Source organism: Butyricimonas hominis, from assembly GCF_014287455.1.
GTDB classification, from domain to species: domain Bacteria; phylum Bacteroidota; class Bacteroidia; order Bacteroidales; family Marinifilaceae; genus Butyricimonas; species Butyricimonas muris.
Genome location: NZ_JACOOH010000008.1, coordinates 241,478 through 255,586, shown reverse-complemented (window position 1 = coordinate 255,586; position 14,109 = coordinate 241,478). Strand labels below are relative to the sequence as shown.

Here is a 14,109-nt window from a genome sequence, read left to right as displayed (position 1 = left end):
GTGTAACTATGATTTCTAAATTGAATATAATCTTATTGACCGTGCTCGTTTTAGCGAGTGTATCTTGCGGTGATTTTTTGAAAGAAGTTTCGCAGGATGAGTTTGAACCCTCGACAACAACTGCTTACACGGAGTTGTTAAACGGGGAAGGGTATTGTTTTAGCACGTTGGATGCCTTGACTTGGTATATGGATGACGATGTAGACGGGTGTACATCTTATACTCCGACTAAGGAACAGATGGCCTATAAAGATGTTTTCACGTGGCAATATGATATGGACCAGTCTTTAAAAGAGGCACTTTCTCAAGATCAAAGTACGTATGAAAATTTTTATGCCAAAATTATGGCTTGCAACGTGGTGATTGATAATGTAGAAAACTCTTTAGGGACAGAATCCGAAATTGCGAATGTTTTGGGTGAAGCTTTGACCTTGCGGGCGTATTATTATTTCCATCTGGTAAATATTTTCGCTACCCCGTACAATGATGCACGCTCAACCCCCGACCGGAGATTAGGAGTTCCGTTGGTTATAAAATCCGAGATATTGGATGAAGGCTACGCCCGTAACACGGTGGCGGAAGTGTACAAACAGATCACGGGAGATATCGAGCGGGCGATTGTTTTGTTGGAAAAAGACAAAGTGAATAACGGACGTTTCCGGGTGAACTATGTGGCAGCTCACTTGATTGCTTCTCGGATTTATCTTTACATGGAAGAATGGGATCAAGTGATTGACCATGCCACGAAGGCTATGGCGGGAGCACCGAAATTGGTGTATTTACCGGATTACGTGTATAATGTTCCTGCCCGTCCGGAAAATTCAAAGAATCCGGTCGTTTCATCCGATTTCCCGGAAACGATATTCGTTTACGGGGCTATGCCCGGAAGTATGAGGTTTGCCGGAACTCCCGTTTGTCTGTCGGATGATGTTGTCAATAGTTACACGGATAATGGAGATAGCCGGAATGGAAAATATTTCAAGAAAACGGAAAGTTATCTTATTTATCCTTACATGGAGTTGAAACACGGAATTGCGGAGCGGGGTTATGTATGGCGTACAGCCGAGTTGTACTTGAACCGGGCAGAAGCGTATATGCAGAAATACAAGGCAGGAGAATCGTCCGCGGGACAGTTGGCTGTGGACGATTTGAATGAATTGCGGAGTAATCGGATTACGAATTACTCGGATTATCAATTGAGTACGGCAGAGGATTTGGAGAAACTTTGCAAATTGGAACGTCGTCGGGAATTGATATTCGAGGGACACCGTTGGTTTGATTTACGTCGTTACGGGATGCCGCAGATTCAGCACAAATGGATTGCCGACGAGGGGAAAACGACCACGTACACGTTGAGCGAGAAAGATCCGAGTTACACGGTGCCTATACCTCAAGCCGTGTTGGATAGGAACAAGAATTTGGTTCAGAATGAATTGGCTCCGGATAGACAAGGTTATTAATTGATAAAACATAAAAGAGATGAAAAATATATTGTTTCTGTTATTGTTGATGGCGGGCGTTATTGTGGCTTGCGATGAGGATAAGCTGACTCCGTCCGCTCCTCAGGAGTTTTACGAGTTTCCACAAGGAGATTCCGATTATGATAGGGAATTTGTGGCTTTCTACGAGAAATACAACACCCAGTTCCTGTATAAATACAAGGAAAGTGACTTCCGTTGGAACGTGACGAGTTACATTCCTTTTTATTCAGTTCCCGCGGATGAGGCATACGTGGAGAAAGCTTACCGTTTTATCAAAGATCGGTGCCTGAACCCGTGGGGTGAGAATTTTTACAAAAATATTTTACCGATGCGAATATTATTGGCATCGCGGATTTATAGCGTGGAGCAAAAATATGGTTCTGTTTGGGATGAAGGAACGCAACAGTGGGAGTATAAAAGCTATAATGATACGACTAATCATGCTTCCGCTTACGGTCTGAATCATATCGCGTTTGGTTACACGAGCGAGCAATTGGATGAATTGACTCCGGAGGAACAATTGAACACGGTGGGAGAGTTGAACAAGTCTTTGATCGGTTATGCTGCTTCCCGGAATAAAATTGAAATACCGGCAGAGTTTGTAGAATGGTACGATAAATACAGAAACAATGTTTGGGATGGAGGTGAGTACGGTTGTGGTTTCCTTGAATACTACAAGGATATGGATGCCGCCTATGACTTCGGACTTTACGTGAAATACTTGACCACGATGAGCGAGGAGGCTTTTAAGGCATGGGCGTTATCGGATGAGGTAGACTCGAGCAAAGATTGGGATCAGGCGTCCGGCACGTACAAGCGTACTTATGCGATTAAGAACAAGTACGAGATTGTGCTGGAATATTTTAAAACTCAGTTTAATATTGATCTTCACGCGATAGGAAATCAAGCTAATTAAATAATTCTGTGATTGATTATCGATTAATCAATCACGGAATAGATAAAATATAGATAATCACTATGAAAAGTAAGTTCGTAATTATTGTAATGCTGTTATGTAGCCTTGCTGGCAGAGTATTCGGGCAAGAGGAAAACGTCGCTCAAGACCCGCGAGAGAACTCTCGATTAACATTAAATCCGGAGGTTCCGATTACCGGTCAGCCTTTAGAATTGGTTTATGACCCGGCAGGCGGTCCGCTAGAGGGGAAGACAGACTTGGTCGGGATAGTGTATATGTATAATTTCTATCGTTGGGAGATCAGCGACGTGCTGTTGAAACAAGACGGAGAATTGTGGAAAGGTACATTCGATGTACCGGATAATTGTGCTTTCATTGCCTTTAAATTTCAATCCACGTTTACTTTACAACCGGATACGACGGACAATAATGAAGATAAAGGATATATGTTTATCCCGAAAGACGTTGTCGGGGATTACCTGCCGGGAAGGTATCTTGCTTGGGGAATGTTCCGTATACCTTCATTTGGTGAAGGTGCTGGAAATTATTTTTCGGGGAACTACAAGGAAATTACCGATGAAGCCTTGATGTTTTGGGTAGATCAGGAAACGAAACATTATCCCCAGTACGGACGTCATTTTTTCGGTATAATGAAGTCCGTTTTGAGAAAGATGTACGGGGAAAATGCCAGTCGGGGAATAGCACATTTGCTTAAAACAATGGAGAGCCAAGCTGATTTGACAGAGAATGAATACATGGAAATAAGCCATACCTATTGTTATGATTTAAAGAATAAAGAAAAAGCGGATAGTGTAGATCGGGTTATTCTCGAAATGTTTCCCCGTGGCGGTTTAGCCCGGTTTAACCGTTCTTTTACATTAAACACCGTTCCTCCCGATGAATATTTTGTCGTTGCCGAGCAATTCAGGAAAGATTTCCCGATAGCGGAGTGGCGAAAGAATCCCGATTCGAAAGGGTTCGTGTACTCTAATTTTTACCGGGAACTGGCTGTAAAATATTATAAGGAAAGCGACTACAAGAAATTGGAGGAAATATTGCCGGAAATGGATATGGTTATGCTTAATGCTGTTTACAAGAAAACCGTGGAATACGCGATTCGGAAAACTCCCATCCCGGCAGAAACTTTTGTCGACATATCCAAGAGATTTATTGACGAGATGATACGGAAAGTGAATGACGGTTCTTATATGCAAGGATTGCAATATTCACCTCGGCAAGCGGAAGAATTAGCTCGTCAGTGGTTGTATTATTATATTAGTGTTCATGCGCAGGTGGCAGAGAAAAGTGGGCGTTACGAGGAAGCCGTCAACACGATGAATGCGATAGAAGAAGAGCAACGATATCTCTTTTATCCGGCAGGGAACGAGGCGTATGTGGCAAGTTTGGAGAAATTAGGACGTCAGGCTGAGGCTTTCGAGGCGATGAAAGGGGCAGCAGGTGCAGGACAGATGACTCCGGTTATTTATGACAAATTGAGAGAGTACTACAATGGCTTAAAAAAGAAACCGGCGACTTTTGAAGCTTGGGTATCATCATTGAAGCCCCAAAGTGAAGTGGAAAAAATAAAGAATAAACTTCGGGCAAAGATGATAGACATACCTTTTGAGCCGTTTGCTTTGGAATCGCATCTCGGCGGTAAGGTAAAATCTGCAAGTTTCAAAAAGAATGATATCGTGATTCTCGATTTTTGGGCATTGTGGTGCGCCCCGTGTATCGCGGCGTTAGACGGGATGCAAATGGCTGTAGACCTTTATGCCGGTGATTCAAGCGTGAAATTCTATTTCATCATTACGCAGGACGAACCCAATAAAGAAAAAATAGATGCCCTGTGGAAAAAGAATAATTTCCACGACATGGAGGTGCTTTACGATGCAAATCGAGAGGGAAAGAAATCTCGTGATATGGTATATAAATCCATGTTCCCCGGGACTTCGGGCATTCCCCAGAAAGCCATCCTTAAAAACGGTCGTATCCGTTATCTGGCAGAGGGATACGGTGGAAGCCCCAGCGGTTTGATGGATGAAATTTCTTACGTGGTTGAAATGCTAAAAGAGGAAAAATGATGGTATTCAAAAATAGTTTTATAGTCCTGCTGCTTGCGGTAGCGGGACTCTTTTGCTCCTGCGGGGACGGGAATAATTACACGCTTACTGGTAGTCTGCCGACACGTTACGACGGATGTCGGGTATTGTTATCCCCCGCGACATATTATTTCTCGCCGGATAAATCCACTCCGGTAGATAGCGGTATAATCAAAAACGGAGAGTTCCGGTTCCGGGGAACGGTACAGGAACCTGCGGTGTTTGTATTGACCATAGAGGACGTTCGTGACAACAGGATTCCGGGAATGTCTTCCGTACCGGTGATTATCGAGCGTGGCAATATTAAAGTTCTTTATGACACGACAGGGATAACCTTGTCCGGAACCCCTGCTAATGACCGTTACATGGCGACAATCGGGAAAGGAAAACAGGAAATTCAACGCAGAAGCCAAATATTATTCCGCGAGCGGGATAGCGTGCAGCAATTAGCGGGAAATGTCAGTAACGAGATAAATAATTACTACAACGAGCAAAGTCGAATTATCTTTAGAGAAATCATGGTACCTGCTGCCGAGGAATTTATCAGCGAGTATGCCGGAACAAGCACGGGTGACTATTTTTTCTTCACTTGTTGCTCGAAAGATATTTATAGTGATGCATTTGTCGAGAGAATCTACCCGACAATCAATCCGGAACTTCGGGAACAGTACGAAACGTTCATAAGGACACGTCAGGAAAAGCAGAATTATTTTTCTAGTTCGCAAAAAGCAACGGAAGTGGGGAGGCCTTTCCGTGAGATTGTCGCGCGAACTATCGAGGGGAAAGAAGTCCGTTTGTCGGAACAAGTGAAAAAAGGAGGACTCGTGTTGTTGGATTTTTGGGGTTCGTGGTGCGTGCCCTGTATTCAAGAAATGCCTTTGTTGAAAGAATTGCATGAAAAATACGGGAAAAAAGGCTTGGTAATCATCGGTATCTCGCTTGACAAAGAACGGGAAAAATGGCAAAGTTCTCTTGAAAAACATAAACCGATAGGAATTCAAATTTCCGAGTTGAAAGGTTGGGAAAGCGCTTCCCGTAATGATTACGGGGTTCAAGCCATACCGTTCACGCTGCTGATAGATGGTTCCGGGAAGATTATTGCCCGCAATCCGCACGGCCCGAAATTGGTCGAAGCCGTAGAGGAATACTTTAATCGTAAGTAAGTTAGTGCTTTTCAGTTAAACAGGAGGAAGTTAAAAGTCATTTTAAACTCCCTCCTGTTTTATATTCTTAAGGTAGGCTCAATTATTCTCTCCGCAACCGCCGCATCCTTTGCAGTCATGCTTCTTTCCGTTCACAGCCGGGTTATCTTGTCCGCCCCGTTGTCCGCGGTGATTCATGCCTTCTTTGCGGCGTTTTTCCATTTCTTGTTTTCTCTTTTCCAAGTTGGTTTGGTAAATTTTATATTGCTCTTCCGTCAATATTTTCTTTAAGGATAAATTTTGTTGGTCTTCCATTTTCTTGTTGTAGAACATCACGGAATCACGTTGTCCTTGGTATTTCTTCATGAGTTCGCTTCTTTTCTTGAAGTTTTCCGTGAACAATTCCTTCACTTGTTTTTCTTGTTTCTCGTCGAGTTTCAGCTCGGTTTTCATTTGCTCTACCATTTTTTTGACCATTTCTTCGGGGTTCATGTGACCTCTCGGACCTCGATGTTGTGGACCTCGTTCTTGTGCGTTCAAACTTACTGTCATTAAAAGGAATAATGACGAAATGATTAGGGTTAAAGTTTTCATGTTTTATTCTTTAATTGTTTATAATCGCGTGGAATCCATATATATAATTCCATGCTCGTTCTTTTAATCTATCTGATTCTAAGACAAAAAACGAAGAGAAAGGTTTATTGTTTCCATCCCTTGTTTGAAAAAATAGTTACTTTTGTTATTGGATAAAATGATAATTAATATGAAGCAAGAAGTTTTATTTATTATTCTGGATGGATATGCCGATTGGGAAGGGGCATTTCTCGCAACTGCGTTGAGTACCGGAGTTATGCCGGGCAGTGAAGTGAAATACACTGTAAAGACCGTCGCCCCGACTTTGGAACTCGTGCCCTCGATAGGGGGATTCCGCACGCAACCCGATTATAGTTTTGAAACCATGCCCGATGATTATGCGGCTTTGGTTCTGGTCGGCGGAACGAGTTGGTTTTCGCCCGAGGCGGAACAAGTAGCTCCTATCGTCCGGAGAGCCTTGGAACGAGGGAAAATCGTGGGTGCGATTTGCAACGCTTCCGTCTTCATGGGTATCCACGGTTTCTTGAATGACGTGAAGCACACGAGCAACACGCTTCCCTACCTGAAACAATATGCCGGAGAACGGTACACGAATGAAGCGGGTTACATCGAGGCACAAGCCGTCGGCGACCGGAATATCGTGACCGCGAATGGCTGCGGGTACATCGAATTTACCCGTGAATTGCTGTTGCTGCTGAAAGCCGACGAACCCGCTAGAATAGAGGAGGCCTGTGATTTTTACAAGAATGGATACGTGAGATAGGGAAACGTTTGGTTTGGATTCATTACAAGTATGATAGGTGTTTATGAATATTGAAGAATACAGAGATTATTGCCTGTCTGTTAAAGGGGCGACGGAATGTATGCCGTTTGACGAGTACACCTTGGTCTATAAAATCATGGATAAGATGTTTACTTTTGCCCCGTTGCGCACTAAGGACGGACGATTCTGGGCGAACTTGAAATGTGATCCGGCTAAATCGGTGGAGTTGATGGAGCGTTACGAGGGGATTTTCTTTGGTTTCTATTCGGATAAAAAATATTGGATAACGGTATATCTGGAAAGTGATGTACCCGATAAACTAATCAAAGAATTGATAAATCACTCGGTGGAAGAAGTGGTCAAAAAGCTGCCTAAAAAGAAAAGGGATGAATATAACGCGTAGATACGGGAGTGCCCCGTACTCCGTTGTTTTGGTTCATGGCGGACCGGGTGCTAAAGGTTCTTTAAAGCCTATGGCTGAAGAACTATCTTTACAAAACGGAGTGTTGGAACCATTCCAGACCCGCTATTCGATCGAGGAATTGATACAGGAACTTCACGAGCAGGTTTGCCGTGAAACCGATGGGGCGGTGACTTTTGTCGGTCATTCATGGGGGGCATGGCTGATTATCTTGTTTGCCGTGCGATACCCGGAACGGGTAAAACAACTTGTGCTGGTCGGGTGTCCCCCTTTCGAGGAAAAATATGTACCTCAAATCATGGATAATCGTTTGAAAAGACTTTCGCCGGGAGAGCGGGAACGTTTTGAAAGATGCCTGCCGGAATTATCGGGAAACGCCACGGATAAAGATATGGAAGAATTGGGTAAGCTCGTTGCCCAATGTGATAACTATCATGTATCGGATTTCACGAATGAATACGAACCGGACGGACAGATGTATGCACGGGTTTGGACGGAGGCGGCAACACTCCGGCGGGAGGGATATTTCATGAAGATTCTTCCGCGGCTACGATCCGAAGTACACGTTATTCATGGCAGCTTGGACCCGCACCCCTTAAATGGAATAATCGAACCTTTGCGCGAGGCTAAAGTCAATTATGATCTACACGTGTTGGAACGTTGTGGGCATTCTCCGTTCTTGGAGATTGAAGCGAAAGAGGAATTTTATAAAAGTATCGGACGTGTTCTGTAAATCACGGGGTAAATAAGTTATTCCATTTTTTATTGTATTTTTGTAGAAGAAAATGGCGTTAATTTGGACACGAGAGAAGTAGATATAATACAGGAATTTGCTCGTGGAGGGGAGAAAGCGTTCCGTGTGCTGTACGACAGGTATGTGGTTGCTTTGCGTTATTTCGCGGCGAAGTACGTGACTGACGAGGATGTGATCGAGGATGTCGTGCAGGATGCTTTCGTGGCGTTGTGGGAAAAAAGGATGGAATTTCGGGTAGAAAATGCCGTGAAGGCTTATCTCTATAAAGCCGTGCGGCACGATTGCTTGAATTTGCTTCGGCATCGGCAGGTGGAAAATAAATATGCCGAAAGGATGATTCAGGAAGGGGATGATTCGGAGTCTTTTCTCGATCAGATTCTGGAATCCGAGATATTTCAGGCTTTGCTTTCCGTGTTCGACGAACTGTCCCCCGCCTGCAAAGAGGTGTACCAAATGAGTCTGGACGGGAACAGTCACGAGGAGATTGCCCGAAAATTGAATATTTCGGTTAATACCGTGAAAAAGCACAAGAATAACGCCAATCATTACATGAAAGAGCGTTTGAAAAATGTGTTGTCTATCCTGTTGTGGATTTCTTAAGAACGAGTCGTGTTAATCCTTAATTTTATAAAATAAGTAATATTTTATATTATATTGATTTGTACTTGCTTTATAGCATCTCCCATTCAACTCCTATTCAACTCCCATTCATCTCCTATTATAATAGGAAATAAATAGGAATTATTTAGTAATTGAATACAAATTTATTCAATTGAAATACTTTGTATGTAGTAGAAAGATAAATATCTTTTGGAGAATTACCCCTAAATTTTTTCAGAAATTGTAGCTGTATAATAGCTTGATTTTTAGCGTAAAATAAAAAAGTATGAAAAAAAGTGTGTTTTGGTATTACACCAAACGCTACTTTGCGTGCTTTAGTATAAAACCAAAGAACAAAAGTATGCAAATACGAGATGACGATAGGATAAAACAATTGATTTTGAACCACGTGAAGGGTGAGTTGGATGATGCGGGTGAACGGGAGTTGAGGGTTTGGCGGGAAGCAAACGAAGAGCACGAGGAGATGTTTCAACGATTGGTGTCCATGCGGAATCTGGAAGAAGGATTCCGTCGGTTCGTGAAATCGCCGGAGGCGGAAAATTGGGCGTGGGAGAGGATTTTGAACCGGACGACATGCGGGGGACGGCGTGTGCGGAAATTATCGTGGATTCGGTATGCGGCCATGTTTGTTTTACCGTTGGTAATCGGGGGAATTGTTTATTTTTCCCTGAATCGTGAGGGCGAAAAGGCACAGGTGGCTGTTGTGGCGGAAATAACTCCGGGGAAAGCAAAGGCTGAACTTATTTTGCCGGGTGGTGACAAGGTTTTGTTGACAGACGGGACAAATCGGACGGTGGGGAACGGGGTAAGTAATGCAGGCGATACATTGCGATATGAAGATGCGGAAGGGGGACAACCGGGCGGAACGGAGGAATATCACTTGTTGCGGATACCGCGGGGCGGGGAATACACGCTCGTGCTGGCGGACGGGACAACGGTGTACCTGAATGCCGAGTCAGAGTTGAGGTATCCCGTGAAGTTCTCGGGCGAGAGGCGGAAAGTGTATTTGCGGGGAGAGGCTTACTTCGACGTGGCGCATGATGAACAGAAGCCTTTCACGGTGGAGGCGAGAGGCGTGGAGGTATTGGTGTTGGGTACATCCTTCGGGGTGCGTGCATACGAGGGAGAGGAAAACGTGTTGACCACGCTGGTGCAGGGACGGGTGGACGTGTCGGCAGAAGGACAGCGTGTGAAGTTGATACCCGGGCAACAGGCTGATTTCAATCGGGAGAGCGAGCGGTTGACGGTGGCGGAAGTGGATGTAGAGTTGTATGTCGGTTGGAAGGACGGGCGATTGGTGTTTGATAATCAGCCGTTATCTATCATCTTGGATGAATTGGGACGCTGGTACTCGTTCGACGTGACTTATGCCAACGAGGAGTTGAAGCGGATTCCTTATTCGGTGAATATCAAGAAGCACGAGGATATCGCTCACGTGTTGAAGTTTATCGAACGGACGGGAAAGGTGAAGTTTGAGATTAATGAGAATAAAATTAGAGTGAAATAAAAACAAAGGAGCGGTGCTGCAAACACCGCCCCTTGTCAAACTTTTCAATCCTGCTGCAAACAGGAGTTGAAATATTGTCGAATCTTAAATACAAAGTTATGGAAAAAAAATGTTATGCCTATATGGATAGGCATAGAAAATTAATGAAGTTGATTTTAATGATGAAAGCGACGTTTATTTTATCGGTTTTGTTGGTGCTGCAAGTGCATGCCGGAGCCTATTCTCAGGAGGTGCGAATGAGCATGGAGTTGGAGAGTGCCTCGATGAAACAGATTATCAACGAGATTAAATTGCGGACGGAGTTTAGTTTCGTGTACAGTGATGCCGATTTGAGGGGTATTGAAAATCGGAATGTCGTGTTTAAAGATGCCACGGTGGAGGAGATTTTGGCAACTTGCTTGAAAGGCACGGGGTTGAAGTTTTCGATCGAGGAGAAGACAATCGTGATTTGGAAGGAGGCTGTTCAGCAGCAGAAAGAAGTGGAGGAGAGGATTGTCAAAGGTGTGGTAGTTGACAAGCAGGGAATCCCGCTGCCGGGAACGACTATCGTGTTGAAGGGAACGGCTTCGGGAGTCGTGGCGGATTCGACGGGTGGTTTCCAGATTCGTTTGCCGGAAAAAGGGGCGCATGTGCTTGTTTTCTCGTTCGTGGGCATGAAGAAGCAGGAGATAGCGGTGGAGAAAAAGGAATTTATCCGGGTGACGATGGAGGAGGATAGCGAGAACTTGGACGACGTGGTGGTTACCGGTTACCAGACGATTTCCAAGGAGCGTGCCACGGGTGCTTACTCGATCGTGGATGCGGAGACATTGGGGCGGAAACCGACGTCCAATCTCGCGCAAGCGTTGGTCGGGTTGGTACCGGGATTGACGGTGGTGAGCGCACCGGTGGACGGACAGGTACGATTCGCTATCCGGGGACAAGGTACTATATCGCAAGTCAGTATGGGTGATGGAAATTTTAAGGCGGATAACGATCCGCTGATCGTGGTGGACGGGTTTCCCATCAGCGGTTATATGCTTGAAAGTGATCCGTTTGCGTCGATTAACCCGAACGACGTGGAGTCTGTGACGGTGTTGAAGGATGCGGCAGCGACTTCCATTTACGGGGCGCGTGCGGCGAACGGGGTAATCGTGATTACCACGAAGAAAGGCAAGGCAAAGAGCAAGTTGGAAATTTCGGCGGATGCATATTGGTCGGTGAGTTCCCGGGCGGATTTGGATTATTTGTTTAACATGGCGTCGGCGGAGAATCAGTTTCGTTTCGAGGAATTGATGCACAAGTACAAACCGATTAATTTTGCAGGTAACGACCCTTACACGCAAGCTTCCGCACGGAGGCGGTATATGTCGGCTCCATACAGTATGCTGTACGAGCGGGATAATAGGAAGAATCTTACCGCGGGGGAGTACGATGCTAAAAAACAGGAGCTTATCGAGCGAGGAAACAGCGGGATGTGGAAAGATGATTTGAACGAGTATATTTTCCGGCGTATGGTGCGTCAGCAGTATAACGTGTCGTTGCGGGGTGCCGCCGATAAGTTGGATTACGCTTTTTCGGCTTCTTATGATGACGAGGATAGTTACCTGCAAGAGAATGGCAAACGGCGCGTGTTGCTGAATCTGGCGAGTAACGCCCGCTTGACGAGGAACCTGACGTTCGAGTTCGCGGTGAACACGATGTTTAGCCGTGAGGAGAATAACGGTACGAGTGTTGAAAGCGTGCGGGAATGGCTTAGCCCGTGGACTCGTTTGAAGGATGACGAAGGGAATTTCACGCATATATCGACCTCGCGGACTGTGTACGAGCCTCTGTTGATGTCGGAGGAATATTATGCCGGCAAGACTCCGGTGGACTGGACGTATAATCCTGTTGCCGATAGGGAATACACGGATAACTATTCGAAGACGATGAATTACAGGGTACAAGGTGGTTTCGAGTACCGGACGGACTGGGGACTGAACGTGAGTGTCAAGGGACAGTACGAGCGACGGAAATACGACAAGCACGTGTCTTACGAGTCGGAATCGTTTTTCGTGAGGGATTTGTATAATACCTATTCCGCGTTGGGCGAAACGGGGCGGTATGTTTCTTATTTCCCGACCGGGGGAGTGTTCTCGAACGAGGGGCACACGTATGAGGCTTATAATTTGCGCGGGCAGGCTGATTATAGTCTGACGAAAGATAAACACGCGTTTAACGTGCTGGCGGGTACGGAGGTTATTTCCGCCACGACGGAGGCAGACCCGAAAGTGACACGTTACGGGTATAATAAATATACCAATTCCGTGTTGACGGAGCTGGATTACGTGACGAAGAAAAACAATATTTTCGGGGTATCTTCGTATATGCCCTTCGAGAAGTTGGGGAGCCTATCGACATTGGAAGACCGTTTTTTCTCGGTGTACGCGAACGCGGCTTATACTTATGACAACCGTTATTCGGTAACTGCCAGTTTCCGCACGGATGCTTCCAATTTTCAAGCGGAAGACGTGCGTGATAAGTTTTCCCCGTTCTGGTCGTTCGGTGCTAGTTGGTTGATTTCAAACGAGCGGTTCATGGAACGGGCTTCTTGGATAGACCAGTTGAAGTTGCGTGCATCGTACGGTATCGCGGGTGTGGCGGCAGGCAAGTCGGGGACGTCCAGCGTGACGACGGTGGCAGTGCACCCGGGTAGCCTTATTTATTCCGGGGGAGAATCTTTTAACACGATAGCGGAACGCGGCAACAATACACTGACGTGGGAGAAGTCGCGGACGCTGAATATCGGTGTGGATATGGCGTTTTTCGGGCATAAACTGAGCGGTAGCGCAGAGTTTTATAACAAATATTCTTATGACGTGTTGGCGAACACGACGGTACCGGTGATTTCGCAGGGTGTGGAGTCTATGTTGTTGAATAACGCGGAAATTGTGAACCGGGGCGTGGAGTTTTCAATCGGTTCGGACTTGCCTATCACGGGAGATTTGAGCTGGAGCGGGATACTGAATTATTCGTACAACCACAACGAATTGAAAAAATTCGGTTTCACGGGTCCTTATCTGGCGGTTGGTAACTCTTATGTCGTGGGGCGTCCGATCGGTTCTTTCACCGTTCTGAAACCGGTGGGGTATTCGCCGGAAGGCTACGTGTTGCTGGGCGGGAAAGACGGTTCACGGGAACCCATTTTGGATGATGAATCTTCTCACATGATGGATTTTGTGACTCCCCGGGAAGGGCAAACGCTTGGTGATAATAACTGGGCTTACTATTTGGGAACGATGGAACCGAAAAGCACGCTGAGTTTCAGCAATATGTTCACATGGAAAGGGGTGACACTCTCTTTCATGCTCACGGGGCAGTTCGGTTATTATGTTATGACGAGTTATAATGACAGTTTCTCGCCCAATAGCAGAAATCTTGCTGCTTATTCTAAACGTCTGGACAAGGCTTTTGAGGTATATGACAAGGGGTATGCCAATCAGGTGTCTTATTCCGAATTGCCGCTCTATAACGATGATAATAGACCTAATTTCTTGAGTGGTAATGGATATTCGTCCATGATACAGGTTAGCACGTATTTCAGAAACAATTTTATAAAAGGAGATTATATCCGTTTGAACGAGGTGTTTCTGGGGTATGACTTGCCGCAAAGCCTGTTGTCGAAACAGGGGGTGTTCAGCCGTATCCATGTTTACGCGCAGGCGAGCAACTTGGGATTGATTTGGAGCGCAAACGGGAAAATGGATCCTGATTACCCGCTTGGGAGTCTAAAGTCGATGCCTGTTTTCACGTTTGGGGTGAAACTTGGTTTCAAGAGTTGGTAAAA

General features: G+C 45.5%; 11 protein-coding genes. 10 read left to right on the top strand and 1 reads right to left on the bottom strand.

Annotated features, from left to right (window positions below):
• Window positions 1-8: 8 nt before the first annotated feature.
• The 4 genes from H8S64_RS17805 (at window position 9) to H8S64_RS17790 (ending at window position 5,662) form a co-directional block, all read left to right on the top strand.
• Entirely contained in the window at window positions 9-1,460 is a 1,452-nt protein-coding gene (locus tag H8S64_RS17805) for a RagB/SusD family nutrient uptake outer membrane protein (protein ID WP_186977866.1), read from the top strand.
• A 19-nt stretch (window positions 1,461-1,479) separates the two neighbouring features.
• Window positions 1,480-2,397, top strand: coding sequence for a hypothetical protein (locus H8S64_RS17800; protein ID WP_186977864.1), 918 nt, complete (start codon window positions 1,480-1,482; stop codon window positions 2,395-2,397).
• Between the two features lie 62 nt (window positions 2,398-2,459).
• Window positions 2,460-4,481 (top strand): TlpA family protein disulfide reductase, encoded by a 2,022-nt coding sequence (locus H8S64_RS17795; RefSeq protein ID WP_186977862.1) that lies wholly within the window; start codon window positions 2,460-2,462, stop codon window positions 4,479-4,481.
• Window positions 4,478-5,662 carry a TlpA disulfide reductase family protein gene (locus H8S64_RS17790; RefSeq protein ID WP_186977860.1) on the top strand — a complete coding sequence of 395 codons (1,185 nt, stop codon included), beginning with the start codon at window positions 4,478-4,480 and terminating at the stop codon, window positions 5,660-5,662. The genes H8S64_RS17795 and H8S64_RS17790 overlap by 4 nt, the downstream gene beginning before the upstream one ends.
• Window positions 5,663-5,740: 78 nt before the next feature.
• Here the strand turns inward: H8S64_RS17790 and H8S64_RS17785 are convergent, their stop codons facing one another.
• Window positions 5,741-6,235 carry a DUF4890 domain-containing protein gene (locus H8S64_RS17785; protein WP_186977858.1) on the bottom strand — a complete coding sequence of 165 codons (495 nt, stop codon included), beginning with the start codon at window positions 6,233-6,235 and terminating at the stop codon, window positions 5,741-5,743.
• A 169-nt stretch (window positions 6,236-6,404) separates the two neighbouring features.
• On the opposite strand from H8S64_RS17785, the gene H8S64_RS17780 reads away from it, so the two are divergent.
• The 6 genes from H8S64_RS17780 to H8S64_RS17755 all read left to right on the top strand — a co-directional run bounded on the left by H8S64_RS17780 (window position 6,405) and on the right by H8S64_RS17755 (window position 14,107).
• Window positions 6,405-6,998 carry a type 1 glutamine amidotransferase family protein gene (locus tag H8S64_RS17780; RefSeq protein WP_186977856.1) on the top strand — a complete coding sequence of 198 codons (594 nt, stop codon included), beginning with the start codon at window positions 6,405-6,407 and terminating at the stop codon, window positions 6,996-6,998.
• A gap of 43 nt (window positions 6,999-7,041) precedes the next feature.
• Window positions 7,042-7,401, top strand: a complete 360-nt coding sequence (locus H8S64_RS17775) for an MmcQ/YjbR family DNA-binding protein (RefSeq protein ID WP_186977854.1) — start codon at window positions 7,042-7,044, stop codon at window positions 7,399-7,401.
• Entirely contained in the window at window positions 7,385-8,152 is a 768-nt protein-coding gene (locus tag H8S64_RS17770) for an alpha/beta fold hydrolase (protein ID WP_186977852.1), read from the top strand. The genes H8S64_RS17775 and H8S64_RS17770 overlap by 17 nt, the downstream gene beginning before the upstream one ends.
• A 63-nt stretch (window positions 8,153-8,215) precedes the next feature.
• Window positions 8,216-8,773: an RNA polymerase sigma-70 factor gene (locus H8S64_RS17765; protein WP_186977850.1), complete on the top strand. Its 558-nt coding sequence runs from the start codon at window positions 8,216-8,218 to the stop codon at window positions 8,771-8,773.
• A gap of 361 nt (window positions 8,774-9,134) precedes the next feature.
• Entirely contained in the window at window positions 9,135-10,301 is a 1,167-nt protein-coding gene (locus tag H8S64_RS17760; RefSeq protein ID WP_186977848.1) for a FecR family protein, read from the top strand.
• 98 nt (window positions 10,302-10,399) lie between these two features.
• Entirely contained in the window at window positions 10,400-14,107 is a 3,708-nt protein-coding gene (locus H8S64_RS17755; protein WP_186977846.1) for a SusC/RagA family TonB-linked outer membrane protein, read from the top strand.
• Window positions 14,108-14,109: the final 2 nt, after the last annotated feature.